General features: G+C 67.8%; 22 protein-coding genes. 18 read left to right on the top strand and 4 right to left on the bottom strand.

Translation table 11 applies throughout. The features are described 5' to 3' along the window. The first annotated feature begins 25 nt into the window (after nucleotides 1–25). The 11 genes from murC to dnaE all read left to right on the top strand — a co-directional run bounded on the left by murC (nucleotide 26) and on the right by dnaE (nucleotide 12,635). A complete protein-coding gene (murC, locus tag ACZ5Z0_RS03090; protein ID WP_464109843.1) occupies nucleotides 26–1,438 on the top strand; it encodes a UDP-N-acetylmuramate--L-alanine ligase in 1,413 nt (470 codons plus the stop codon). Next, on the top strand, nucleotides 1,431–2,303 hold the full coding sequence (locus ACZ5Z0_RS03085; protein WP_464109842.1) for a cell division protein FtsQ/DivIB: 873 nt from the start codon (nucleotides 1,431–1,433) through the stop codon (nucleotides 2,301–2,303). The genes murC and ACZ5Z0_RS03085 overlap by 8 nt, the downstream gene beginning before the upstream one ends. Nucleotides 2,304–2,589: 286 nt before the next feature. Then, nucleotides 2,590–3,804: a cell division protein FtsZ gene (ftsZ, locus tag ACZ5Z0_RS03080; RefSeq protein ID WP_464109841.1), complete on the top strand. Its 1,215-nt coding sequence runs from the start codon at nucleotides 2,590–2,592 to the stop codon at nucleotides 3,802–3,804. Between the two features lie 130 nt (nucleotides 3,805–3,934). Further along, nucleotides 3,935–4,672, top strand: coding sequence for a purine nucleoside phosphorylase YfiH/LACC1 family protein (locus ACZ5Z0_RS03075; RefSeq protein ID WP_464109840.1), 738 nt, complete (start codon nucleotides 3,935–3,937; stop codon nucleotides 4,670–4,672). Next, nucleotides 4,669–5,415, top strand: coding sequence for a YggS family pyridoxal phosphate-dependent enzyme (locus tag ACZ5Z0_RS03070; RefSeq protein WP_464109839.1), 747 nt, complete (start codon nucleotides 4,669–4,671; stop codon nucleotides 5,413–5,415). Before ACZ5Z0_RS03075 ends, ACZ5Z0_RS03070 begins: the two co-directional genes overlap by 4 nt. Before the next feature lie 115 nt (nucleotides 5,416–5,530). Further along, a complete protein-coding gene (locus ACZ5Z0_RS03065; protein ID WP_146337846.1) occupies nucleotides 5,531–6,061 on the top strand; it encodes a cell division protein SepF in 531 nt (176 codons plus the stop codon). A gap of 151 nt (nucleotides 6,062–6,212) precedes the next feature. Further along, the gene (locus ACZ5Z0_RS03060; RefSeq protein ID WP_138769629.1) at nucleotides 6,213–6,521 is read left to right on the top strand and encodes a YggT family protein; all 309 of its coding nucleotides are present in this window, start codon (nucleotides 6,213–6,215) and stop codon (nucleotides 6,519–6,521) included. A 151-nt stretch (nucleotides 6,522–6,672) separates the two neighbouring features. Continuing rightward, nucleotides 6,673–7,350: a DivIVA domain-containing protein gene (locus ACZ5Z0_RS03055; RefSeq protein ID WP_464109838.1), complete on the top strand. Its 678-nt coding sequence runs from the start codon at nucleotides 6,673–6,675 to the stop codon at nucleotides 7,348–7,350. A 96-nt stretch (nucleotides 7,351–7,446) separates the two neighbouring features. Next, complete coding sequence (gene lspA / locus ACZ5Z0_RS03050; protein WP_464109837.1) at nucleotides 7,447–8,082, top strand: signal peptidase II; 636 nt, start codon at nucleotides 7,447–7,449, stop codon at nucleotides 8,080–8,082. Beyond that, entirely contained in the window at nucleotides 8,075–9,025 is a 951-nt protein-coding gene (locus ACZ5Z0_RS03045; protein WP_464109836.1) for an RluA family pseudouridine synthase, read from the top strand. The genes lspA and ACZ5Z0_RS03045 overlap by 8 nt, the downstream gene beginning before the upstream one ends. 52 nt (nucleotides 9,026–9,077) lie before the next feature. Then, nucleotides 9,078–12,635, top strand: coding sequence for a DNA polymerase III subunit alpha (gene dnaE, locus ACZ5Z0_RS03040; protein ID WP_464109835.1), 3,558 nt, complete (start codon nucleotides 9,078–9,080; stop codon nucleotides 12,633–12,635). Between the two features lie 103 nt (nucleotides 12,636–12,738). On the opposite strand, the gene ACZ5Z0_RS03035 is transcribed toward dnaE, so the two are convergent. Continuing rightward, nucleotides 12,739–13,197 (bottom strand): flavin reductase family protein, encoded by a 459-nt coding sequence (locus tag ACZ5Z0_RS03035; RefSeq protein ID WP_464110695.1) that lies wholly within the window; start codon nucleotides 13,195–13,197, stop codon nucleotides 12,739–12,741. A 204-nt stretch (nucleotides 13,198–13,401) separates the two neighbouring features. Between ACZ5Z0_RS03035 and ACZ5Z0_RS03030 the strand changes: the two genes are divergently transcribed. The 3 genes from ACZ5Z0_RS03030 (at nucleotide 13,402) to nrdR (ending at nucleotide 16,118) form a co-directional block, all read left to right on the top strand. Further along, a complete protein-coding gene (locus tag ACZ5Z0_RS03030) occupies nucleotides 13,402–14,025 on the top strand; it encodes a hypothetical protein (RefSeq protein WP_464109834.1) in 624 nt (207 codons plus the stop codon). Nucleotides 14,026–14,094: 69 nt separating this feature from the next. After that, nucleotides 14,095–15,477 (top strand): histidinol dehydrogenase, encoded by a 1,383-nt coding sequence (gene hisD / locus ACZ5Z0_RS03025; RefSeq protein ID WP_464109833.1) that lies wholly within the window; start codon nucleotides 14,095–14,097, stop codon nucleotides 15,475–15,477. A 149-nt stretch (nucleotides 15,478–15,626) separates the two neighbouring features. Beyond that, nucleotides 15,627–16,118 carry a transcriptional regulator NrdR gene (gene nrdR / locus ACZ5Z0_RS03020; protein WP_464109832.1) on the top strand — a complete coding sequence of 164 codons (492 nt, stop codon included), beginning with the start codon at nucleotides 15,627–15,629 and terminating at the stop codon, nucleotides 16,116–16,118. A gap of 72 nt (nucleotides 16,119–16,190) precedes the next feature. Here the strand turns inward: nrdR and ppgK are convergent, their stop codons facing one another. Together ppgK and map are read right to left on the bottom strand one after the other, a co-directional pair. Further along, nucleotides 16,191–16,994, bottom strand: a complete 804-nt coding sequence (gene ppgK, locus ACZ5Z0_RS03015) for a polyphosphate--glucose phosphotransferase (protein WP_464109831.1) — start codon at nucleotides 16,992–16,994, stop codon at nucleotides 16,191–16,193. A gap of 50 nt (nucleotides 16,995–17,044) precedes the next feature. Beyond that, nucleotides 17,045–17,923 carry a type I methionyl aminopeptidase gene (map, locus tag ACZ5Z0_RS03010; protein WP_464109830.1) on the bottom strand — a complete coding sequence of 293 codons (879 nt, stop codon included), beginning with the start codon at nucleotides 17,921–17,923 and terminating at the stop codon, nucleotides 17,045–17,047. A gap of 115 nt (nucleotides 17,924–18,038) precedes the next feature. Between map and ACZ5Z0_RS03005 the strand changes: the two genes are divergently transcribed. Both ACZ5Z0_RS03005 and ACZ5Z0_RS03000 read left to right on the top strand, forming a co-directional pair. After that, nucleotides 18,039–18,203, top strand: coding sequence for an SPOR domain-containing protein (locus ACZ5Z0_RS03005; protein ID WP_138769618.1), 165 nt, complete (start codon nucleotides 18,039–18,041; stop codon nucleotides 18,201–18,203). Between the two features lie 89 nt (nucleotides 18,204–18,292). Further along, nucleotides 18,293–18,868, top strand: a complete 576-nt coding sequence (locus tag ACZ5Z0_RS03000) for a YceI family protein (RefSeq protein ID WP_464109829.1) — start codon at nucleotides 18,293–18,295, stop codon at nucleotides 18,866–18,868. 36 nt (nucleotides 18,869–18,904) lie between these two features. Here the strand turns inward: ACZ5Z0_RS03000 and panB are convergent, their stop codons facing one another. After that, nucleotides 18,905–19,861, bottom strand: coding sequence for a 3-methyl-2-oxobutanoate hydroxymethyltransferase (panB, locus tag ACZ5Z0_RS02995; RefSeq protein ID WP_464109828.1), 957 nt, complete (start codon nucleotides 19,859–19,861; stop codon nucleotides 18,905–18,907). A gap of 274 nt (nucleotides 19,862–20,135) precedes the next feature. On the opposite strand from panB, the gene glnA reads away from it, so the two are divergent. Both glnA and ACZ5Z0_RS02985 read left to right on the top strand, forming a co-directional pair. After that, nucleotides 20,136–21,476 carry a type I glutamate--ammonia ligase gene (glnA, locus tag ACZ5Z0_RS02990; protein ID WP_138769615.1) on the top strand — a complete coding sequence of 447 codons (1,341 nt, stop codon included), beginning with the start codon at nucleotides 20,136–20,138 and terminating at the stop codon, nucleotides 21,474–21,476. A 9-nt stretch (nucleotides 21,477–21,485) separates the two neighbouring features. Continuing rightward, complete coding sequence (locus tag ACZ5Z0_RS02985) at nucleotides 21,486–24,497, top strand: bifunctional [glutamine synthetase] adenylyltransferase/[glutamine synthetase]-adenylyl-L-tyrosine phosphorylase (protein WP_464109827.1); 3,012 nt, start codon at nucleotides 21,486–21,488, stop codon at nucleotides 24,495–24,497. The last annotated feature ends 47 nt before the right edge of the window (nucleotides 24,498–24,544 follow it).

Raw genomic sequence — 24,544 nt, 5'->3', positions numbered from 1 at the left:
ACAGCAGGCAGGAAGCGGTAAAGCAATGACCCAGGCCCAGAACGGCACTCCGCCGGCGGCCCGCACCCAGGAATCGCTGGGCCGCGTGCACTTCATCGGCATCGGCGGGGTGGGGATGTCCGCCGTCGCGCGCATCATGGTGGCCCGGGGCCTGCCGGTGAGCGGCTCCGACGCCAAGGACCTTCCGGTCATGGCCGAGTTGGCCGCGGCTGGCGCCAGGATCGCGGTCGGCTACGACGCGGCGAACCTCGGCGATGCCCAGACCGTCGTCGCCGGGTCGGCCATTCGCCAGGACAACCCCGAGCTGACCGCCGCCCACGCCGCCGGACTGCCTGTGCTGCACCGTTCCGAGGCCCTGGCCGCGACGATGGCGCAGGACACGGCCGTCACGGTCGCCGGGACGCACGGCAAATCCACCACGACCTCGATGATCACGGTGCTCTTGCAGGGCGCCGGGCTGGACCCGTCCTTCGCCATCGGCGCCAACGTGCCCGCCCTCGGCGTCAACGCGGCCTCCGGGACGTCCCCGGTCTTCATTGCGGAAGCCGACGAGTCGGATGGCTCGTTCCTGAACTACCGCCCGCAGATCGCCGTTGTGACCAACGTCGAACCCGACCACCTGGACCACTACGGCACCGCGGAAGCGGTCTATGCCTCATTCGACCGGTTCACCGCCCTGCTTCCCGCGGACGGCCTGCTGGTGGCCTGCGCGGACGACGACGGCGCCCGCGCCCTCGCGCTGCGCACCCGGGACCGGAACAACACTCGGGTCGTCCTCTACGGGACGGCCGAGGACGCTGACGTGAAGCTGCATGACGGCGGCCCCGGCGACGTCTGGATCACCACCCCGGCCGGACGCTTCGCCGTCGAACTCCAGGTGCCGGGCCGGCACAACGCCCTGAATGCCGCCGCGGCCTTCGCAGTGGCGACGGAACTCGGCGTCGCGCCAGAGGCGGCGGCCGGCGCGCTGGCGAACTTCTCCGGCGCCGCGCGCCGCTTCGAATTCAAGGGCGAGGTTGGCGGCGTGCGGGTGTACGACGATTACGCCCACCATCCCACCGAGGTCCGAGCCGCCCTCGCCGCGGCCCGCTCGGTGGCCGGCGAACACCGGGTCCACGTGCTGTTCCAGCCGCACCTGTTTTCCCGCACCCGGGAATTCGCGCACGAGTTCGCGGCGGCCCTGAATGCCGCGGACACTGCCCTGGTGCTGGACATCTATCCGGCCCGGGAAGACCCCATCCCGGGTGTCACCAGCCAGCTCATCGCCGACCACCTGGGCTCCAGCGGCCGGCTCGTGGGCCCCGGCGAGGAAGCCGTCCGGGCCGTGCTCGAGGCCGCGGCGCCGGGGGACATCGTGCTCACGGCCGGCGCCGGAGATGTCACGGCCTACGGACCGCTGATCGTCGAGGCGCTGAGGACCGAGGCACAGGATGGCTAGTACCCGCCGTCCCAGCTATCCCTCCCGCGGGCTGCCGGACGTCATCTCGGCGTCGAAAGAAGATTCCGCCACCCCGGCTCCAACAACCCAGACGCCGGCCGGTGCGGGCCAGGGCGGGCCCGCCACGCCGGAGACACAGCGCGGCAACGTACTGTCCTTCCCCGAACCCAAAGCCAAGCGGCGCCGCCGGATCGTGCTCAGCACGGCCGGGGTGATCGTGGCGCTCCTCGCCGGAATCGTGGCGGCGGCCATCTACTCGCCCTGGCTGGCCGTCCAGACGGTCTCCGTGGAGGGCACCCGGATGCTCACCCCGGAGCAGATCAAGGCAGCCTTGGCGCCGCTTCAGGGCAAGCCGCTGCCGCAAATCAGCGATGAGCAGGTCAGCGGGTTGCTGCAGCCCCTGGTCCAGGTCAAGGCTGTCACCACCCAGGCGCGCCCGCCCTCCACCCTGCTGGTGAAGATTGTGGAGCGCGTGCCGGTGGCGCTCCTCAAACAAGGCCAGGCGTTCCAGCTGGTGGACGTCGACGGCGTCACCCTCGGCACTGCCACGGACCCCGCCTCGGTCAAGCTTCCGGTCGTTGACGGGGGGGCCGGGGCCCTGAACCAGGACCTGTTCCACGCCGTCACGGCAGTTCTTGGGGCGCTGCCCCCGGATGTGCTCGCCAGGCTCTCCGACGCCTCGGCCAAATCCGCCGACGCGGTGGAACTCAAGCTCGTGGACGGGCAGACCATCGTGTGGGGCAACGCGGGGGAGAAGGAGCTGAAAGCGAAGGTGCTTGCGGCGTTGTTGAAGGCTCCGGCGGACCCCAAAAATCCGGTCCGGGTCTACGACGTCAGTGTGCCGCGGCATCCGGTCACCCGATAGCCGTGAATCACTTACATCCGCGATGCTCCGGGCGATAGTGCAACTGGTGCTTCCGCCGGGATCCGGCACGGACCAAAAAGCTGCCGCAAGGCAGAAACGGAAGGCATTTCCCCGGTATTACCGCGACACGCGGTGCCGGTTATTGAATGTCCCCGGCATAGGAAATAGCGTCACAGACATGAGTTACTTGACATAACTATAACCTTCAACTGGAAGGTTAAGGTTGCAAGCTTCAAGCTTGACTCCATCAGTTTTCGCAACAGAACACGAACAAGGGACACGTAACGTGGCAGCTCCGCAGAATTACTTGGCCGTCATCAAGGTCGTCGGCATCGGCGGCGGTGGCGTGAACGCAGTCAACCGCATGATCGAAGTCGGTCTCCGCGGCGTCGAATTCATCGCCATCAACACCGACGCGCAGGCGCTGTTGATGTCCGACGCCGACGTCAAGCTCGACGTCGGACGCGAGCTGACCCGCGGCCTGGGCGCCGGTGCGAATCCTGAGGTCGGCCGGCAGGCTGCGGAGGACCACGCCGACGAAATCGAAGAGGTCATCCGTGGCGCCGACATGGTCTTCGTCACCGCCGGCGAAGGCGGCGGCACCGGCACCGGCGGCGCGCCCGTTGTGGCCCGCATTGCCCGTTCGCTGGGCGCACTGACCATCGGCGTCGTCACCCGCCCGTTCACCTTCGAAGGCCGCCGGCGCGCCGGCTCCGCGGAGGCCGGCATCGACGCCCTGCGTGACGAGGTCGACACCCTGATCGTCATCCCGAACGACCGGCTGCTCTCGATCAGCGACCGGAACGTCTCGGTGCTGGACGCGTTCCGCTCCGCCGACCAGGTCCTGCTGTCCGGTGTCCAGGGCATCACGGACCTCATCACCACCCCGGGCCTGATCAACCTCGACTTCGCGGACGTCAAGTCCGTCATGCAGGGCGCAGGCTCCGCGCTGATGGGCATCGGCTCGGCCCGCGGCGAAGACCGCGCCGTGAAGGCCGCGGAACTGGCCATCGCCTCCCCGCTGCTGGAAGCGTCCATCGACGGTGCCCACGGTGTCCTGCTGTCCATCCAGGGCGGGTCGGACCTCGGCCTGTTCGAAATCAACGAAGCCGCCCGCCTGGTCCAGGAAGTCGCCCACCCGGAGGCCAACATCATCTTCGGCGCCGTGATCGACGACGCCCTGGGCGATGAAGCCCGCGTGACCGTGATCGCGGCCGGGTTCGACGACGTCAAGGCCACCTCGCCCTCCATGGACCAGTCCCAGCCCGCTCCGGTGCGTCCGACCTCGCCCGCACCGGCTCCGGCCCAGGCTCCCGCCTCGGCGCCGGTCCAGCCGCTGCACGCCGGGGTCGGCGCGTCCGGGCTCAGCAACTGGGGCCAGCAGCGCCCCTCGGCCGTGCCGGCTGACTCGGGATTCGACGTCGACCTGCCCTCCGTCATCGAGCCGGACCTCTCCGGCCGTCACTCGGACGACTTGGACGTTCCCGACTTCCTGAAGTAGGGCCAGCGGTCCACCACCGGCAATCAACACCATGGCACCGCCCTCGGGCGGTGCCATGGTGCGTTCGCGGGTTACGGTGTTTGGTATGAACTTTTCAATGGTGCAGTTTCCTGACGTGGCGGTGGGCTGAGTGTTCTCGTGGCGAGCCGAAGTGCGGCCCGGCGTCTGGGCGGCGTTCACAAACGTTGCGGCAGGCAACCTGGCGCTCCATGTCGGCGATGATCCGGCTGCGGTGCGCGCGCGCCGGGCAGCCCTCGAAGAGGCAGCCGGGCTGGGCCCGCGGCGCTTCCGGTTTATGAACCAGGTCCACGGCAACGAAGTGGCCGTCTTCGCCGGTCCCGCCCCCGCCGGCGCGCCGCCGGCCTTGGCCCCCACTGCAGACGCGATGGTGTCCATAGGGGAGCCGCTGGCAGTCATGGTGGCCGACTGCGTGCCGATCGTGCTGGTGGGGGAGGGTGACGCGGGCGGCCCGTCAGGGCCTGTGCTGGGGGTTGTCCATGCCGGCCGGCCCGGCCTGGCTGCCGGGGTGGTCCCGGCCGCCGTGGCACGGATGCATGCGCTCGGAGCCACCAGCGTCAGCGCCTGGATCGGCCCGTCCATCTGCGGGAAGTGCTACGAGGTTCCGGAGGACATGCGCGCGGAGGTCGCTGCGCTCGTTCCGGCGGCCTGGTGCACCACGTCCCACGGCACGCCGGGGCTGGACCTGCCAGCAGGGGTCCGCAGCCAGCTGGAGGCCGCGGGTGTCGCCGTCGAATATTCCGGCGGCTGCACCCGCGAAGACGCGGAACTGTTCTCGTACCGCCGCGACCGCCACACTGGCCGGTTCGCTGGCCTTGTCTGGACTGCCGGAGCGGGGGCACGCGCGTGACGGCGCCAGCGACGGCGTCCGGCAGCCACGACCCGCGCCTCGCCGAACTGGGTGAACGGCTCGCGGGCGTCCGGCAGCGGATCGACGCCGCGGTGGCCGACGCCGGACGCCAGGCCGAGCCGCCGCAGCTGATCGTGGTCACCAAGTTCCACCCTGCCGAGGATGTCGCGCGGCTGGCCGCCCTGGGGATCACCGACGTCGGCGAGAACCGGGACCAGGAGGCGGCGGACAAGGCCGCCCGGCTGGCGGAACTGCGGCTGCGCTGGCACTTCATCGGCCAGTTGCAAAGCAACAAGGCCAAATCCGTGGTGCGCTATGCCCACGCCGTGCACTCCGTGGACCGCCCCCAGCTGGCCGCTGCCCTTGCCAAAGCGGTGCGCGCAGAGCAGGAACGCACGGGCCGGGCGGACCTTGAGTGCTTCATCCAGGTCAGCCTGGACGAGGACTCCGACGGCCACCGCGGCGGCACCTTGCCCGCGGACGTCCCGGGCCTGGCCGAGGTGCTCTCAGCCTCCCCGGGCCTCCGCCTGGCCGGGGTGATGGCCGTGGCACCCCTCGGGGCAGACCCGGAGGCGGCATTTGAAAAACTCGCGGCCATCTCCGCCCGGCTCCGCAGCGACTATCCGCAGGCCACCGCCATCTCGGCCGGGATGAGCCAGGACCTCGAGGCGGCAATCCGTTGCGGGGCGACACACCTACGAATTGGTTCCGATATTCTCGGTCCGCGCCCGGCACTGCGGTAGGTTCGACGTATTGGAAGGTAATGGCGGGGATTCCAATGCAGTGTTTACAAGACAGTGACTCCAACACAGTCAAGTCACAAAGCGGCCCGCCTACGGACACGATTAGGAGTCGACCATGGCTGGCGCTCTGCGCAAGACAATGATCTATCTTGGGCTCGCCGATGGCGACGAACACTACGAGTCCGAGCATCACACCCCGCACAAGGATGAGGACGATTCCATGGAGCACGACCGCGAGGAGCGCCGCGCACCGGCCCCTGTCCGCGAGGCCACCCGGGAAGAGCCCTACGCCGCTGAAGAGGAATACCGCGCACCCGTGACACCCATCAAGCGAGCGGCCGCGAGCCGCGACGAAACCACCGGCCTCCGGCAGATCACGACGATCCACCCGCGGTCCTACAACGACGCCAAGCTGATCGGCGAAAGCTTCCGTGATGGCATCCCCGTCATCATGAACGTCACCGACATGGGCGAAGCGGACGCGAAGCGGCTCGTGGACTTCTCGGCCGGCCTTGTCTTCGGCCTGCGCGGCAGCATCGAACGGGTGACCAACAAGGTTTTCCTGCTCTCGCCGTCGTACGTCGAAGTGATCGGCGACGACAAGAAGATCAGCGAGACGCAGGCCAGCTTCTTCAACCAAAGCTAGTCCAGGATTCGGGCACGGATGCCGGGCAAGGGAGACCTGCCTGGCATCCGTGCCCGACTTTCCGTGCTGGAATGGACGTGCTGGAATGGATGAGCAACCACTGTCGGGCTACTGCGGTATCCGGAATGATCATGGAGATATGAGCTAACTCATGGGAATTGTTTTCGGACTCGTCTATATCGCACTGCTGCTCTTTTTCGTCGCGCTCATCATCCGCCTGATCTTCGACTGGGTGCAGATGTTCGCCCGCAGCTGGCGTCCGCGCGGCGTGGCCCTCGTCACCGCCCATGCCGTCTACTCCGTCACGGACAGGCCCCTGAAGCTTCTCGGCCGGATCCTCCCGCCGTTGCGGCTCGGCGGAATCTCGCTGGACCTGGCGTTCCTGGTGCTCTTCCTGGCCGTTTCGGTGGCCATGGGCGTTGCCAGGTACTTCACGTACGCGCAGCCGCTCGCCACGTAACCCCGGCGGCGGACCAGCTCCGCCTGCCGAAAAGATAAAAAACTCCGGTTTGACACTGCGGTGTTGAATTAGAGGAACCAGACCATATTTAGGTACCGTAGTTTTGACGGCCGGAAGGCCTCCTGACTAACTAGACCAACGAGGTGACCAGATGGCTTTGACGCCAGAAGACGTTGTCAACAAGCGCTTTCAGCCGACCAAGTTCCGCGAAGGCTACGACCAGGACGAAGTTGATGACTTCCTGGACGAGATCGTCGTCGAACTGCGACGCCTGAACCAGGAAAACGACGAGCTGCGCAAGAAGCTCGCCGAAGCCGGTTCCGGCACGGCCGCCAGCTCCGCTGCGGCTGCTCCCGTCGTCGAAAAGGTGCCGGCACCCGTCAAGGCCGAGAAGGAAGACCGTGCCAAGGCAGAAGCCGAGGCCAAGGCCGCCGAAGCCGCCAAGAAGAAGGAAGCCGAGAAGGCTCCTGCCCCGGTCGCCGCACCGGCCCCCGCCGCCGCCACCGCGTCCGCCGAGTCCGCCGCCGGCCTGCTGGCCATGGCGCAGCAGATGCACGACAAGCACATCGCCGATGGCGAGCAGCAGCGCGACAAGATCATCGCTGAGGCCCAGATCGAGGCCAGCAGCCTGGTGAACGACGCGCAGGAGAAGTCCCGCAAGATCCTGGGCGCCCTCGAGCAGCAGCGCTCCGTCCTGGAACGCAAGGTTGAGCAGCTGCGCGGCTTCGAGCGTGACTACCGGTCCCGCCTGAAGGCCTACATCGAAGGCCAGCTGCGTGACCTGGACGCCCGTGGTTCGGTGGCGGCCCCTGAGGTCGAAGCCAACTAGGACGTTTAGCAAGTATTCTGAAAGCCGGTGGCTGAGGACTCCTCGGCCACCGGCTTTTGGCATTAACTGCCCCTTCGGCACCGGAACGAAAGCACTATGACTGAAGCACCAACCCCAGACGCCGCCCAGCCCGCCGACGCCGAACAGTCCGCCGCCGCAGAGCCCCGGGCCCGCAGGCCGCGGCGTGCGCTGCTGCTGTCCCTGTTCGCCGGATTCGCGGTGTTTGCTTACGTGTTCGACCAGCTGACCAAACTCTGGGTCACCGGAACGATGACCGAGGGCGAGCGGATCCCGGTGCTGCCGCCCCTGTTGCACTGGTATTACATCCGCAACTCGGGCGCCGCGTTCTCGATCGGCGAGAACGTCACCTGGGTGTTCACCATCATCATGGCGGCAGTGTCCGTCGCCATCCTGCTGCAACTGCGCAAGCTCGGCTCCGCCTGGTGGGCGCTGGCGCTCGGGCTGCTGCTGGGCGGCGCGCTCGGCAACCTGACCGACCGGCTGTTCCGCGAGCCCTCGTTCGCGATGGGCCATGTGGTGGACTTCATCCAACTGCCCAACTTCGCGATCTTCAACATCGCGGACTCGGCCGTGGTGTCCTCCGTGGTCCTGATCTGCCTGCTGACCCTGCGCGGCATCGCCTTGGACGGCTCACGCCTGAATCCGCGCCAGGACAAGTCGGCCGCCCGGCCGGTAGTGCTTGAAGAAAACGGGTGGGAAAACAATGTCTGAGACCGGACCGGTAACGTCGCCCCGGCACTTTACCGTCCCCGAGGAGCTTGCCGGCACCCGGGTGGATGCCGGGCTGGCGAAACTGATGGACATTTCCCGCTCACAGGCGGCCACCCTGATTGCCGAGGGCAATGTCAGCAGCCACGGAAAGGCCGTGGGCAAATCCCTGAAGCTCAGCGCCGGCGGCCAGCTCGACGTCGTCGTCCCGGCGCGCCGGGACCCCCTGGAAGTCGTGGAGGAAGTTGTGGAAGGCCTGAAAATCCTGCTCGATGACGACGAATTCGTCGTCGTCGACAAACCCGTCGGCGTCGCGGCGCACCCGTCGCCCGGCTGGGTGGGCCCGACGGTGGTGGGCGGCCTCGCCGGCGCCGGCTACCGGATTTCCACCTCGGGTTCCCCGGAACGCGCCGGGATCGTGCACCGGCTCGACGTCGGTACCTCCGGCGTCATGGTGGTGGCCAAGACCGAGAACGCCTACACGGCGCTCAAGCGGGCCTTCAAGGAACGCACCGTAGACAAGGTGTACCACGCGGTCGTGCAGGGTCTGCCGGACCCGCTGGCCGGGACCATCGACGCGCCGATCGGCCGCCACCCAGGCCACGACTGGCGCTTTGCCGTGATCGAGGACGGCCGCGACTCGGTGACCCACTACGAGGTCCTGGAAGCCTTCGGCAAGGCCTCGCTGGTGGAGGTGCATCTGGAAACCGGCCGCACCCACCAGATCCGGGTGCATTTCGCCGCGCTGCGCCACCCCTGCGCCGGCGACCTGACCTACGGAGCCGATCCCCGGCTCGCTGCCACCCTCGGGCTCACCCGACAGTGGCTGCACGCCCGGCAGCTCTCCTTCGACCACCCGAGGACGGGGGAGCGGGTCACCGTGACCAGCGAGTACCCGCAGGACCTCAAGTACGCCCTCGAGGTGCTGGAGTCCGGCCAGGCCTGAACGGCCGCGTGCCGGGCGCGGAAGTGTCCGTGCCCGGCACTAGAATGATTCGGTGACTTCCAGCAACAACTCGTTCGTCCACCTCCACAACCACACCGAGTACTCCATGTTGGATGGTGCGGCGCGGCTCGGGGAACTCTTCGATGAGACCGAGCGGCTGGGCATGCCCGCCCTGGCCACCACGGACCACGGCTACCTCTTCGGGGCGTTCGACTTCTGGAAGCGCGCCACGGACAAGGGCATCAAGCCGATCATCGGCGTCGAGGCCTATGTCTCGCCGGGAACCGCGAGGACCGACAAGACCCGGGTGCGCTGGGGCGACGAGAGCCAGCGCAAGGACGACATCTCCGGTGGCGGCGCCTATACGCACATGACGCTGCTCAGCTACAACAACGTGGGCATGCGGAACCTGTTCCGCGCCTCCTCGATCGCGTCGCTGGACTCGGTCTTCGGCAAGTGGCCCCGGCTGGACCGGGAACTGCTGAACACCTACTCCGAGGGTCTGATTGCCACCACCGGCTGCCCCTCAGGTGAGGTCCAGACGAGGCTCCGGCTGGGCCAGTACCGGGAAGCCGTTGAGGCCGCCGCCGAGTTCCGCGACATCTTTGGCGCCGAGAACTACTTCTGCGAACTGATGGACCACGGCCTGGACATTGAGCGTCGCGTAACCGGCGACCTGCTGCGGCTGGCCAAGGAACTGAACCTTCCGTTGGTGGCCACCAATGACCTGCACTACACGCACGAACACGATGCCAAGGCGCACGAGGCGCTGCTGGCCATCCAGTCCGGCTCCACCCTGCTGGAGCCCACCTACGACAACGGCGGCTCGCGGTTCGCCTTCTCCGGCAGCGGCTACTACCTGAAGTCGCCGCAGGAAATGCGGGAACTGTTCCGAGACCACCCGGACGCCTGCGACAACACGCTCCTGATCGCCGAACGCTGCGAAGTCTCCTTCAACACCGGCGCCAACTACATGCCGCGGTTCCCCTGTCCGGAAGGGGAAGACGAAACGTCCTGGCTGGTCAAGGAAGTGGACAAGGGGCTGCACTACAGGTACCCGCAGGGCATCCCGGACAAGGTCCGCACCCAGGCCGACTACGAGCTTGAAGTCATCACCTCGATGGGCTTCCCGGGATACTTCCTGGTGGTGGCCGACTTCATCAACTGGGCCAAGAACAACGGCATCCGGGTGGGCCCCGGCCGTGGCTCCGGTGCCGGCTCCATGGTGGCCTATGCCATGCGCATCACCGACCTCGACCCGCTGCACCACGGCCTGATTTTCGAGCGCTTCCTCAACCCGGACCGCGTCTCCATGCCTGACTTCGACGTCGACTTCGATGACCGGCGACGCTCCGAGGTCATCGACTACGTGACGCGCAAATACGGCGACGAGCGTGTGGCGATGATCGTCACGTACGGCACCATCAAGACCAAGCAGGCCCTCAAGGACTCCTCGAGGGTGCTGGGGTACCCCTTCAGCATGGGCGAGCAGCTGACCAAGGCACTCCCGCCGGCCGTGATGGCCAAGGACATTCCGCTGGCCGACATCCAGAACCCCGAGGCCAAGCGCTACGGCGAGGCCGGGGACTTCCGGCAGCTGATCGCCACGGACCCGGAAGCCGCGAAAGTCTTCGAGACCGCCCTGGGCATCGAAGGCCTGAAGCGGCAGTGGGGCGTCCACGCCGCCGGCGTCATCATGTCCTCGGACCCGATCATCGACGTCATCCCGATCATGCGCCGTTTCCAGGACGGCCAGGTCATTACGCAGTTCGACTACCCGACCTCCGAGGGCCTGGGCCTGATCAAGATGGACTTCCTCGGCCTGCGGAACCTGACGATCATTTCCGACGCCCTGGAAAACATCAAGATGAACCGCGGGGTGGAGCTGGACCTCGAATCGCTGGCCCTGGACGACGCGGCCTCCTATGAGCTGCTGGCCCGCGGTGACACACTCGGCGTGTTCCAGCTCGATGGCGGCCCGATGCGTTCGCTGTTGAAGCTGATGAAGCCTGACAACTTCGAAGACATCTCCGCCGTCCTGGCGCTGTACCGACCGGGACCCATGGGCGCCAACGCGCACACCGACTACGCGCTGCGCAAGAACAAGATCCAGGAAGTCATCCCGATCCACCCCGAGCTCGAGGAGCCCCTCGCGGAAATCCTCGGCGGCACGTACGGCCTGATCGTGTACCAGGAGCAGGTCATGGCCGTGGCGCAGAAACTCGCCGGGTACACCCTTGGCCAGGCCGACATCCTGCGCCGCGCCATGGGTAAGAAGAAGAAATCCGAACTGGACAAACAGTTTGCCGGCTTCTCCCAGGGCATGCAGGACAACGGCTACTCGATGGCCGCCGTCAAGACTCTCTGGGACATCTTGCTGCCGTTCTCCGACTACGCCTTCAACAAGGCGCACTCGGCGGCGTACGGCGTGATCTCCTACTGGACTGCCTACCTGAAGGCGCACTACGCGCCGGAGTACATGGCGGCCCTGCTCACCTCCGTCGGCGATGACAAGGACAAGTCGGCGATCTACCTGAACGAGTGCCGGCGCATGGGCATCACCGTGCTGCCGCCGGACGTCAACGAATCGGCGCTCAATTTCACCCCGGTGGGCAACGACATCCGCTTCGGCATGGGCGCCATCCGCAACGTCGGCGCCAACGCCGTCGAGGCGATGGTGGCCGCGCGCGAACGCGAAGGAGCCTACACCTCCTTCAAGGACTACCTGATGAAGGTGCCCGCAGTCGTCTGCAACAAGCGCACCATCGAATCGCTGATCAAGGCCGGCGCCTTCGACTCGCTTGGCCACCACCGCCGGGCCCTGGCCATGATCCATGAAGAAGCCATCGATTCGGTCATCACGCTCAAGCGCAACGAGGCGATCGGCCAGTTCGACCTGTTCGCCGGCATCGAGGACACCGAATCGGAGTCCTCGCTCAGCATCGAGATCCCCGAACTGCCCGAGTGGGAAAAGAAGGACAAACTCTCTTTCGAGCGCGACATGCTGGGGCTCTACGTCTCGGACCACCCGCTGCAGGGCCTTGAGGGATTGCTGAGCCAGCACGCAGACCAGTCGATCACCTCGATCATCGCCGAGGACGGACCGCACGACGGCGCCATCATCACCATCGCGGGCATGATCACCTCATTGAGCCGGCGGATCGCGAAGGCCAGCGGCAACGCCTACGCCCGCGCCGAGATCGAAGACCTCGGCGGTTCGGTGGAAGTGATGTTCTTCGGCCAGGTCTACGGCCCGATCGCCTCCGTGCTGGCCGAGGACCTGATCGTCGTCGTCAAGGGCAGGCTGCAGCGCCGCGACGACGGTGCCGTGGCCCTGAACTGCATGGAACTCTCGGTTCCGGACCTCAGCGAGGGCCTCGACGGGCCGCTGGTGATCACCATGCCGACGCATAAGGCGACCGAGGCCGTGGTGAGCGAACTCGGCGAGGTGCTGAGGACCCACCGCGGCAAGTCCGAGGTCCGGCTGCATCTGCACGGTGACTCCCGCGTGGAGGTGATGGGGTTGCCCGTGCATCTGCGCGTCAACCCCAGCCCGTCCCTGTTCGGCGACCTGAAGGTGCTGCTCGGCCCGACCTGCCTGGACAGCTAGCCGCTTCACCGCCGCGGCCGCCTGCCGCCTCGACGGTTCCGTGCCCACCCGACGTCGGCAAACACCCGGCCGGCAGGGAACCGTCTAAACGGGCGGCCCGCGCCTAGATCTCGTAGTCGAGCGGAACGGGCTGGCTGTAGCTGCCACCGTGATAGAGCAAGGGAGCGCCGTCGCCGCCGATCGCGCCGTCGACCACCTCGACGACCACGACGGCGTTGTTCTCGAAGGAGAGCCGCATCTGGATCTTGCCAATCAGCCAGCCGGATACGTCCTTGAGGATCGGCACCTCGTGCGGGCCAAGCTCCCAGTGATCGCCCTCGAACCGATTGCGGGCACGGGCGAAGCGCTCGGCGAGCTCCTGGTTCTCCAGGCCGAGCATGTGCACCCCGATGTAGGCGGAGTTGGCCACGGCGGGCCAGGAGCTGGACGTGCGGGCCATGTTGAAGGTGAAGCGCGGCGGCTTGGCCGAGAGCGACGCCACCGAGGTGGCGGTGAAACCGTAAGGGACGCCGTTGTAGTTGGCCGTGATGATCGCGACGCCGGCCGCGTGCCGGCGGAACATCTCCTTAAACGTTCCCTCGAAGGCTTCTTCGGCTGAGGCCACTGTGGTTCATCTCCCTGCGTTTGTAACGAGTGCTTCCTGCCAGCGTATTCCGCCGCGCAAGGCCCACGGTATTCGCACCCCGCCATCCCGCCCTCCGGGCGTCACGTGGCGTGCGGCAGCGTAATGCCCGGCCCCGACGGATCCCTTGTTAAGATTTGTTGCATGACACAACCCGCGGTGCACCTGCCCGCTGACCACCACGACGGCGCCACCGGGCCCGACACCGCCGTCCCGCCCCGCCGCGCCGTCCCCTGGCGGGGGCTGCCCTGGCAGGGAGTTCAGTGGAACGGACTGCCGTGGAAGGGGCTGGTTGCGATCGCGGCGGCGGGACTTCCCGTGGGCCTGCTCTGGTGGCTCCTGGCGCCGACCGGCCTCAACCTCATCACCCGCGACCCCGCCCTGGCCGACGGGAGCAACCCCGAGACCTGGCTGCCGCGGGACCTGGTGTTGGCCGGGCTCTTCCTGCTGGCCGGCTGCCTTTCCGGCGTGTTCCTCGCCGGCAACCGCCCCGCCCGGCTGGGCACCGCGACGGTGGTCCTGGCCGTCGCGGCGGGACTCGCAGGTGCACTCCTGGCCTGGGGCACCGGCGTGCTCGCCGGCAACTGGTGGGGCGCGGCGGAGGACACCTCGGCCAGCGCCAGTATTGCCTTCTCGCTGCGGGCCTACGCCCTGCTCCTAATCTGGCCTGCTGCCATCGCCCTGGCGATTTTCTTCGCCACGGTATTCGGTCACTCCGAGAACGGGCCCGAGCCCCACTCCGGGCCGGGACCTGGACCGGAGGCCTGATTCGACGGCGGCACGACGGCCGGCGTAACCCGGTCAGGGACCGGACACGCCGGCGCGTAAAATGGTCGGGTGACCTCAACTGCTGACAGCCCCGCATCCACCGCCACTGACCCCACCGTGACTTTCCGCACCGTGGACGTCCGCGGCCAGCAGTTGTCCCTCGCGGGGCTCCGGTCCGCCGTCCCGCGTGCGCAGCACGGTACCGTGGCCGACGCCGAGCAAAAGGTCCTGGACATCATTTCGGCCGTCCGCGCACGCGGCTTCGAGGCCCTGCGCGAACTGGCCCTGAACTTCGACGGCGTCGAACAGGACCACCCGCGCGTTCCCGTTGAGGCGCTCACGGCCGCCCTGGCCGGGCTGGAGCCGTCCGTACGCGCCGCCCTCGAGGAGTCGATCCGCCGGGCACGGCGTTTCGCCGACGCGCAGCGGCCGGCCAACACCGACGTCGAACTCGGCGAGGGCGCCGTGGTCAGCCAGAACTGGGTCCCGGTGGCCCGCGTCGGGCTCTACGTCCCGGGCGGCCTGGCGGTCTACCCGTCCTCGGTCATTATGAACGTCGTCCCGGCGCTGGCCGCCGGCGTCGCGTCCATCGCCCTGGCCTCGCCGCCGCAGAAGGACTTCGGCGGCCTGCCGCACCCCACGATCCTCGCCGCCGCATGCCTGCTGGGCATCGAAGAGGTCTACGCGATCGGCGGTGCCCAGGCCATCGCCGCCTTCGCCTACGGCATCCCCGGCGGCAGCGGCGCCGAAGCGGGCATTGATCCGGTCGACGTCGTCACCGGGCCGGGCAACATCTTCGTTGCCACCGCCAAGCGGCTGGTCAAGGGCGTGGTGGGGATCGACTCGGAGGCGGGCACCACCGAAATTGCCATCCTGGCCGACGCGACGGCCCGGCCCGCACTGGTCGCCGCCGACCTCATCAGCCAGGCCGAGCACGACCCGCAGGCCGCCTCCGTGCTGATCACGGACTCGGAGGAGCTCGCCGCTGCCGTCCGCAGCGAACTCGACGCCCAGGCGGCGGCGACCAAGCACAGTGCCCGAGTCCGGCAGGCGCTTTCCGGTCCGCAGTCCGGCGTCGTCCTCGTCGAGGACCTGGCGCAGGGAATCGCGGCCTGCGACGCGTACGCCGCAGAACACCTCGAAATCATGACCGCGGACGCCGCCGCAGTGGCCGGCCGGATCCGCAACGCGGGCGCCATCTTCGTGGGGGACTACAGCCCGGTCAGCCTGGGCGACTACTGCGCCGGGTCCAACCACGTACTGCCCACCAGCGGAACGGCAGCGTTCTCCTCCGGGCTGAACGTCACCACCTTCCTGCGCGCCATCCAGGTGATCAATTACAGCAGAAGCGCCCTGGAGGAAGTCAGCGGGCACATCGTCAGCCTCTCCGGCGCCGAAGACCTGCCGGCCCACGGCGAGGCGGTCACCGCCCGATTCGCGACCGGCAACTAGGCCGCCCGGGAACGCGCGCAACCACAACATGTAGTAATTACAGGCTTGTTATTCAGCAACATCTAGTCGTAAACTGATTCCGGAAGCGCCGCCACGGTGCTACGGCGCCCCCTCAGGGCGGCCAGGCTTGCGACAGGGGAGGAACCGACGTGTATTGCCCGTTCTGTCGCAACCCTGACTCGCGTGTCGTCGACAGCCGCATCGCCGACGACGGATCAGCGATCCGCCGCCGCCGCCAATGCCCCGAATGCGGGCGGCGTTTCACCACCGTGGAAACCACCAGCCTGACCGTTATCAAGCGCTCCGGCGTGGGCGAGCCGTTCAGCCGCAGCAAGGTCATCAACGGGGTGCGGAAGGCCTGCCAGGGCCGCCCCGTCACCGAAGACGACCTCGCCATGCTGGCCCAGGAGGTCGAAGAGACAATCCGGGCCTCCGGCGCTGCCGAAATCGATGCCCATGAGGTTGGCCTTGCGATCCTGAACCCCCTGCAGCGCCTCGATGAGGTGGCCTACCTGCGCTTCGCGAGTGTCTACCAGGCCTTTGAATCGCTGGAAGACTTCGAGTCCGCCATCGCCCTGCTCCGCCATGAGGCCGAGTCCAAGGGGATGGAAGGCAAGAACTCGCAAAAGAGCCCACTCTAGGCTCAGCTAAGTTCCGGTGGTGGCAGCGGAGGGGAAGCCGCGGCCACCACCGGCTCCAACTCCGGGTCGTGGCTACTTGGCCAGCTTGTGCGTGAGGGCGACCTCAATCGCCGCACCCACGATGCCGGCGTCGTTCTTCAGCTCTGCCGGGACGATCGGCGTGCGCAGCGACATATGCGGGAGGTATTCGTCGGCACGCTTGGAGATGCCGCCGCCGACGATGAAGAGTTCTGGGGAGAAGAGGAACTCGACGTGGGAGAAGTAGCGCTGCAGTAGCACGCTGTATTCAGTCCAGCTCAGTCCGTCGCGCTCACGGGCGACGGCGGAGGCTTTGCTTTCCGCGTCGAAGCCGTCGATTTCCAGGTGCCCCAGTTCGGCGTTGGGAACGAGCTTGCCGTTGAAAATGAAAGCCGAGCCGATACCGGTGCCGAGGGTGATCACCAGGACGGTGCCCGCGACGCCTGCGCCCGCACCGTAGCGTGCCTCGGCCAGGCCTGCGGCGTCGGCGTCGTTGATGACCTCCACAGGCCGGCCGAGGCGGGCGGTCAGCAGCGCGTCGATGTCCAGGTTCAGCCAGGCGTGGTCAACGTTCGCCGCGGAGTGGACCACGCCGTGCTGGATGATTCCCGGGAAGGTCACGCCCACGGGGGAGTCCGCTGCCGGGGCGTCGGGCCGCTTTGACAGCTCGGCGACGACCTCGGCCACGACCTCGGCCACGGCTTCCGGGGTGGAGGGCTTGGGGGTGGGCACGCGGAGCCGGTCGCCCATCAGCTTGCCCTTCCTCAGGTCGACGATCCCGCCCTTAATGCCAGTGCCACCGATGTCAATGCCGATCAGCGGGGCGTTCTTCTTCGATTTCTCGTCCTTCTTGGCCAATGGGCTTCCGTTCGTGGCAGGGGCGGGGTGGGTCTTCGGGTGCTGCGGGATCAGGGGAGGGTGAGGACCTCGGCGCCGGACTCCGTGACCAGCAGGGTGTGCTCGAACTGCGCGGTCCGCTTGTGGTCGCGGGTCACGACGGTCCAGTCGTCGGCCCACATGTCCCACTCGACCGTGCCCAGCGTGAGCATGGGTTCGATCGTGAAGACCATACCGGCTTCCATGACGGTGTTGTAGGCGGGGGCCGCGTCGTAGTGGGGGATGATCAGCCCGGTGTGGAAGGCCTCGCCGACGCCGTGCCCGGTGAAATCCCGGACGACGCCGTAGCCGAAGCGCTTGGCGTAGGACTCGATGGTCCGGCCGATCACGTTGATTTCGCGGCCGGGAGCCACCGCCCGGATGGCGCGGCGCAGCGACTCCTCCGTGCGCTCGACCAGCAGCCGGGATTCCTCGTCGACGTCGCCGACGAGGAAGGTGTAGTTGGTGTCGCCGTGCACGCCGCCGATGAACGCCGTGATGTCGATGTTGAGAATGTCGCCGTCCTGGACCACCGTGTTGTCCGGGATGCCGTGGCAGATCACCTCGTTGAGCGAGGAGCAGAGGGACTTGGGGAAACCCCGGTAGCCGAGGGTGGAGGGATACGCCTTGTGGTCGAGCAGGAACTCGTGCCCCACCCGGTCCAGCTGGTCTGTGGTGACGCCGGGCGCAATGTGCTTGCCGACCTCAACGATCGCCTGGGCCGCAATCCGCGAGGCGATCCGGATCTTCTCGATGGTCTCCGCGGACTTGACCTCGGATCCCGTGAACTTGGCCGGAGCCGGCTTGCCGACGTACTCGGGGCGCGGAATGGACGCCGGCACGGCGAGCTGGGGGCTGACTGTTCCCGGGACAAGGGTGCCGATGGGTGCAGTCGAGGTCAGGGAAGGCATAGATTGATTCTATAAGCCCGCGGCCGCAGGCGGAAAATGGCGGAAAACAGCCGGAAAATATCGAGAAACAGCAGGAAAACACAGCCCGAACCGGGCCAGCGCGGGAGGAGCCCCGATGACCGAATACTGGTATAACGTCAACACCCACGAAATCGAAGAAGACGCCATGTCCGACTGGAGCCAGTTGATCGGCCCGTACAAGACCCGCGAGGAAGCTGAGCATGCCCTCGAAAAGGTCAAGGCCCGCAACGAGGCCTGGGACAAGGGCGAAGACGACTGAGACAGCGGCCCTCCAGCCGGACTTCCGTTCGCAACCATCTCTACCCACATCCGGGTGCCGGCGTGGCCGGTCCCGCAAGGAGGCATACCATGGCCGAACTCAGGCCCGAATACGCAGGACAATGGCGATTCGACCCCACCCATACGCGCATCGGCTTTTCCACCCGGCACGCAATGGTCACGAAGGTGCGCGGAGCCTTCAATGACTTCGACGGCCTGATCACCGTCGACCCGGAGAACCCGGAACGATCCAAGGTTGAACTGACGGTCAAGGTCGCGAGCATCGACACCCGCAACGCCGACCGGGACCAGCACCTGCGGACCAACGATTTCTTTGACGCCCCGCAGTTTCCGGAAATCACGTTTGTGAGCAGCCGGGTGGACCAGGTGGACGAGGGACACTTCATCGTCAGCGGCGACGTCACGATCCGCGGCGTCACCAAGGAGATCTCGATCCCGATCGACTTCATCGGCGTCGAACGGGACCCCATGGGCAACCTGCGCGCGGGCTTCGAGGGTTCGCGCCGCATCGACCGCCAGGACTTCGGGCTCAAGTGGAACACTGCCCTGGATTCCGGCGGTGTACTGGTGTCAGACAAGATCACCCTGGAGTTCGAGGTCTCCGCGATCAAGACCGAAGACAGCGCCACGACTGCCAACGGTTAAGGCCGAGGGCGGTCTGCCGGCGCGGGGGACTCGGCTCTAGAACGAGTGCTCCGGGCCGGGGAACTGTCCCGAGCGGACATCGTCGCCGTAGGCTCTGGCAGCGTCGCTGAGCGTGGTCCGCAGATCTGCGTACTGCTTAACGAACTTGGCCATCTTGCCGCCGCGCAGCCCGGCCATGTCCTGCCACACCAGCACCTGGCCGGTGGTCGCGTTGCCGGCCCCGATGCCGATCGTGGGGACCTCGACGGCGGCGTCAACGGCGGCCGCCGTCGGCGCCGGAACCATTTCCATCAGCACGCAGAACGCACCGGCGTCGGCGAGGGCGACGGCGTCGTCGATCAGCCGCTGGGCGTCGTCGCCGCGGCCCTGGACCCGGTAGCCGCCGAGGGCGTGCTCGCTTTGCGGGGTGAAGCCAATGTGGGCCATCACCGGAATGCCGGCCCGGACCATGGCCCGGACGGTCTCGGCGTAGAACTTGCCGCCCTCGATCTTGACCGCGTGCGCGAGTCCTTCCTTCAGGAAGCGCACGCCCGTGGCTACCGCCTGCTGGGCGGACACCTCGTAACTGCCGAAGGGCAGGTCCGCCACTACCAGGGCACGCCGGGCGGAGCGCGTCACGGCCCGGCACAACGGGATCAGCTCATCCACCGTGACCGGCAGGGAAGTTTCATTGCCGAAGACATTGTTGGAGGCCGAATCTCCCACCAGCAGCACCTCGATGCCGGCTTCGTCGAAAATCTCGGCGGTGTACTGGTCATACGCCGTCAGCATCGCGAAGTGTTCGCCGTCGAGCTTTGCCTGGCGCAGGTGGTGCGTACGGATCCGGGCGACGGGCTTGGCGGCGTCTTTGGCGGCACTGTCTCTGGTGGCGCTGTCGGGCGCCGGAACCTGGGCCGCGGGAACCTGGGCCGGGGCGCCTGACGCGGGGCCGTTGCCGTAGGGCGCGGCGAGTTCGGCGGACATGCTGGATTCGGGGCTGTTGCTGGGGGCCATGCCACGAGCGTAGTGCGATACCCGGGGTCCTAGCTACCGGGCGGCTGCGGCGGAGCGGTGAAAGCCGTCACAAATGCTGCGTCCGGGCGTGGCCGGGGCGGCGCCGTGACGCAGCTCCGGAGGCCAATGTGTTAACGGTGTGTTACGGGGGTGCGCTACGCCAGCAATCGCCGGGAATGCTTAGTAGAGTGATGCGTGAGCAGCTGCGGGCGCCAACCAAGACGAGTAGTCGGTACGGGTCCGGGGCACGGACGTAGACCCGGAAAGAGGCACCATGGACCGCCAGCAAGAGTTTGTCCTGCGGACGATCGAAGAGCGTGATGTGCGCTTCGTGCGCCTCTGGTTTACCGACGTCGTGGGATCCCTGAAGTCAGTGGCGCTCGCCCCGGCCGAAGTGGAAGGCGCCTTCGAGGAGGGCCTGGGCTTCGACGGTTCCTCGATCGAGGGCCTGGCCCGCGTCTTCGAATCCGACATGCTGGCCCAGCCGGACCCCTCCACCTTCCAGATCCTGCCGTGGCGCGGCGAGACGGAAGCGACCTCGCGGATGTTCTGCGACATCCTGACGCCCGACGGCGAGCCCTCCGCCGCGGACCCGCGCAACGTGCTCAAGCGCAACCTGGCCAAGGCTGCGGACATGGGCTTCACCTGCTACACCCACCCCGAAATCGAGTTCTACCTGCTCAAGTCACAGCAGCCCGGCCCGGACGGTGCGCCGGTCCCGGTGGACGAGGGCGGCTACTTCGACCACGTCCCCGGCGGTGTTGCCCAGGACTTCCGCCGGACCGCCGTGACCATGCTGGAGTCCGTGGGCATCTCGGTGGAGTTCAGCCACCACGAGGCCGGCCCCGGCCAGAACGAGATCGACCTGCGCTACGCGGACGCCCTGCAGACCGCGGACAACATCATGACCTTCCGCACCGTGATCAAGGAGGTCGCGCTGCAGCAGGGAACCTACGCCACCTTTATGCCCAAGCCGTTCACCGCGCACCCGGGCTCCGGCATGCACACGCACTTCTCGTTGTTCGAGGGCGACACGAACGCCTTCTATGAGGCCGGCGCGGAGTTCCAGCTCTCCGAGACCGCCCGCCAGTTCATCGCCGGAATCCTCAAGCACGCCCCCGAGTTCACCGCCGTCACCAACCAGTTCGTGAACTCCTACAAGCGGCTCTGGGGCGGGGGAGAAGCCCCGAGCTACCTGAGCTGGGGCCACAACAACCGCTCCGCCCTGGTCCGTGTCCCGCTGTACAAGCCCGGCAAGGGCCAGTCCGCGCGGATCGAATACCGCGGCATCGACTCCGCCGCCAACCCCTACCTCGCCTACGCCGTGCTGCTCGGCGCCGGCCTCAAGGGCATCGAAGAGGGCTACCAGCTGCCCGCCGCCGCCGAGGATGACATCTGGTCGCTGAGCTCGGCCGAGCGCCGCGCCATGGGCCACGACCCGCTGCCAGCCAGCCTGCACGACGCGATCCGGACCATGGAGGATTCCGAGCTGATGCCGCAGATCCTCGGCGAGCAGGTCTTCGAGCACTTCCTGCGCAACAAGCGCGCCGAGTGGCAGGACTACCGCCTGCAGGTGACGCCCTACGAGCTGCAGCGCAACCTGGCCATCCTTTAGGCGGCCGCGGTGAGCCTGGCACGGCGCCTCATCGCCGCAGGTTTCAACGACCTCGAGAAGGGCGAGCGGTTCCTGGCCGCCCCCGAACTGGACGGCCTGGACCAGGACGTTTTGTTCGCCGGGCTGCAACTGGCCGCCAACCCTGACACCGCCCTGCAGTCGCTGGTCCGGCTGATCGAGAAGCACCCGGACCTGCGGCGCCTCGCCGCAGCCGAGCCGGACCGCAGCGAACCGCTGTACCGCGTGCTCGGCGCGTCGGAGGCCCTGGGCGAGTTCCTCATCCGGCACCCCGAACACCTGGATGCCTTCCACGCCCCGGCCAGCCCCGAACCTGCCGCCGCAGACGCCGCCGCGCTGCGCGCCAGACTCCTGCAGTCGGTCCGCGCCGATCCCAAGGCTGCCCGTCCGGTCGCGGGCCTGGCCGGCCAGGAAGGGTATGCCGCCCTCCGCACGGCCTACCGGCGCGGACTCGTGGAGCTGGCGGTCAAGGATCTTTGCGCCGCCGACCCGCTGGACTACCTGCCCGCGGTCGGGGCCGAGCTCGCGGACCTGGCCGGTGCCGCGATCGAGGCCGCCCTGGCCGTGTCCCGGGCCGAGGCGGCAGCGCAGTTCGGCGCCGGGGACGTGGCCGACGTCGGCCTGGCCGTGATCGGGATGGGCAAGTGCGGCGCCCGCGAACTCAACTACATTTCCGACGTCGACGTCATCTACGTGATCGACGCCGGCGCGCTGGAAGACTCGCGGGCGAACACCATCGGCACTGCCCTGGCCTCGGGGATTTCGCGGGCCATCATGTCCACCAGCCGGGAGCCCGGGCTCTGGGAGGTCGACGCCAACCTCCGGCCGGAGGGCAAATCCGGGCCGCTGGTGCGCACCCTCGCCTCGCACGAAAGTTACTACGCGCGCTGGGCCGAAAGCTGGGAGTTCCAAGCGCTGCTCAAGGCCCGGACCATCGCCGGGGACGCCGCCCTCGGAGCCCGCTACGAGGCCGCCGTCGCACCGCTGATCTGGTCCTCCGCCGGCCGGGAGGGGTTCGTCGAGTCCGTCCGGTCCATGCGGCGGCGCGTCACGGAACACATCCCAGCCGAGGAGGAGCAGCGGCAGATCAAACTGGGCCGCGGCGGCCTGCGCGACGTCGAATTCACCGTCCAGCTGCTCCAGCTGGTGCACGGCAAATCTGACGAGACGCTGCGCTGCCGGGACACCACCTCGGCCATTGCCGCGCTCTCCGCCGGAGGCTACATCGGGCGCTCCGACGCCAAGGAATTCGACCGCGACTACCGCTACCTGCGGCTGCTCGAACACCGGATCCAGCTCTTCCAGCTGCGCCGCACCCACCTGATGCCGGTCAAGGAAGCCTCGCTGCGCTCCCTCGCGAAGGCCGTGCTGGGCCCGTTCTCCAACGAACGCCCGCACCCGGACGCGCTGCTCGCGGCGTGGCGGAAGACCAAGCGCTCCGTCCGGGAACTTCACGAACGCATCTTCTACCGCCCGCTGCTCAACACCGCCGCCGCGCTCAGCAGTGAGGAAGCCCGGCTGACCCCCGAGGCCGCGCAGGGCCGACTCGCCGCGCTCGGCTACCTCGACCCGCCTGGCGCCATGCGGCACATCGAGGCGCTTACCGGCGGGGTCAGCCGCCGTGCTGCGCTGCAGCGGCAGCTGCTGCCCATCCTGCTCGGCTGGCTCGCCGAAGGGGTGGACCCCGACGGCGGGCTGCTGGCTTTCCGCCGCGTCAGCGAGGCGCTTGGCACGACGCACTGGTACTTGGGGCTGCTGCGGGATTCGACGGCGGCGGCCGAGCGGCTCTGCCACGTGCTCGCCAACTCGCGGCTGATCTCCGATCTGCTGGAGGTCTCGCCTGAGTCGGTGGCCTGGCTCGGCTCGGACAAGGACCTGGTCCCGCTCAGCTACGAGGCGCAGTGGCTGGAGATCACCTCCAAGATGTCCCGGCACGCGGACCCGGAAAGCGCCATGCGCCTGATCCGGCTGATCCGGCGCCGCGAAATCCTCAGGATTGCCATCGCCGACAGCGCCGGGCTGCTGGACCAGGACCAGGTAGGTGCCGCCCTGGCCGACACCGACCGCGCCGCGGTACTCGGCGCGCTCCGGGTGGCCGAGACGGTTGTCGCGGCCGGAGGCCCGCTCAAGACGCGGTTGCTGGTGGTGGCGATGGGGCGCCAGGGCGGACGGGAGATCGGCTACGGCTCCGACGCCGACGTGATGTACGTGCACCGCGGCCTGCCGGGAGTCCCGGAGAACGAGGCGCAGGAGCAGGCGGCCCTGATCGTCAACAAGCTCTCCAGCTTGCTGACCCAGCCCCTCAAGCCCGCCATCCTGGCCGAGCGCGTGCTGATGGTCGACGCGGACCTGCGCCCGGAAGGCAAAAGCGGGCCGATGGTGCGGTCGCTGGAGTCCTTCGCCGAGTATTACCGCCGCTGGTCCCTCATCTGGGAGGCCCAGGCTCTCCTGCGGGCCAGGCCGATGGCCGGCGACGACGACCTCGCCGCGGACTTCGTCGCGCTGATCGATCCGATACGGCATCCGGAGACCATTGCCGACCAGGATGTCCGCGAGGTGCGGCGGGTCAAGGCGCGCATCGAGGCCGAGAGGCTGCCCCGCGGCGCGGATCCGGCGCGGCACCTGAAGCTGGGCCGCGGCGGCCTGAGCGACGTCGAATGGCTCGCCCAGCTGCTGCAGCTGCGGCACGCCGGCCGGCACCCGGAGCTGCGGACCACCTCCACCGTAGAGGCCCTTGAGGCGGCCGCCAGCCTAGAGCTGCTGGAGGCCGGGGAAGTAGTCCTGCTACTGCGGGCCTGGCGGCTCGCGAGCCGGATCCGCTCGGCCAACGTCATCTGGACCGGCCGCGCCTCGGACCTGTTGCCTTCGTCGCGGCGCGACCTCGAGGCGGTGGCACGCTGGTGCGGCTACAGCCCGGGAAACGCCGCCGCACTCGAGGAGGATTACCTGCGGCTCAGCCGGCGGGCCCGCGCCGTCTTCGAGCGCGTCTTCTACGGCCAGTAGCGGCACGGCAGCGGCCTGCTGCTGACGCGCCACGGGCCGCGGTGCTA

This window comes from Arthrobacter sp. T2-23 (assembly GCF_055398325.1).
The sequence above is the reverse complement of the archived record's forward strand: the minus strand, read 5'-3'. Positions and strand labels throughout refer to the sequence as shown.

Bases quoted from the DNA above. Each gene is read 5' to 3' on its own strand.
- murC (WP_464109843.1), top strand. From the start codon at position 26: ATGACCCAGGCCCAGAACGGCACTCCGCCGGCGGCCCGCACCCAGGAA.
- ACZ5Z0_RS03085 (WP_464109842.1), top strand. From the start codon at position 1,431: ATGGCTAGTACCCGCCGTCCCAGCTATCCCTCCCGCGGGCTGCCGGAC.
- ACZ5Z0_RS03065 (WP_146337846.1), top strand. From the start codon at position 5,531: ATGGCTGGCGCTCTGCGCAAGACAATGATCTATCTTGGGCTCGCCGAT.
- ACZ5Z0_RS03060 (WP_138769629.1), top strand. From the start codon at position 6,213: ATGGGAATTGTTTTCGGACTCGTCTATATCGCACTGCTGCTCTTTTTC.
- ACZ5Z0_RS03055 (WP_464109838.1), top strand. From the start codon at position 6,673: ATGGCTTTGACGCCAGAAGACGTTGTCAACAAGCGCTTTCAGCCGACC.
- lspA (WP_464109837.1), top strand. From the start codon at position 7,447: ATGACTGAAGCACCAACCCCAGACGCCGCCCAGCCCGCCGACGCCGAA.
- ACZ5Z0_RS03045 (WP_464109836.1), top strand. From the start codon at position 8,075: ATGTCTGAGACCGGACCGGTAACGTCGCCCCGGCACTTTACCGTCCCC.
- ACZ5Z0_RS03035 (WP_464110695.1), bottom strand. From the start codon at position 13,197: ATGTTCCGCCGGCACGCGGCCGGCGTCGCGATCATCACGGCCAACTAC.
- ACZ5Z0_RS03030 (WP_464109834.1), top strand. From the start codon at position 13,402: ATGACACAACCCGCGGTGCACCTGCCCGCTGACCACCACGACGGCGCC.
- map (WP_464109830.1), bottom strand. From the start codon at position 17,923: ATGCCTTCCCTGACCTCGACTGCACCCATCGGCACCCTTGTCCCGGGA.
- ACZ5Z0_RS03005 (WP_138769618.1), top strand. From the start codon at position 18,039: ATGACCGAATACTGGTATAACGTCAACACCCACGAAATCGAAGAAGAC.
- ACZ5Z0_RS03000 (WP_464109829.1), top strand. From the start codon at position 18,293: ATGGCCGAACTCAGGCCCGAATACGCAGGACAATGGCGATTCGACCCC.
- panB (WP_464109828.1), bottom strand. From the start codon at position 19,861: ATGGCCCCCAGCAACAGCCCCGAATCCAGCATGTCCGCCGAACTCGCC.
- glnA (WP_138769615.1), top strand. From the start codon at position 20,136: ATGGACCGCCAGCAAGAGTTTGTCCTGCGGACGATCGAAGAGCGTGAT.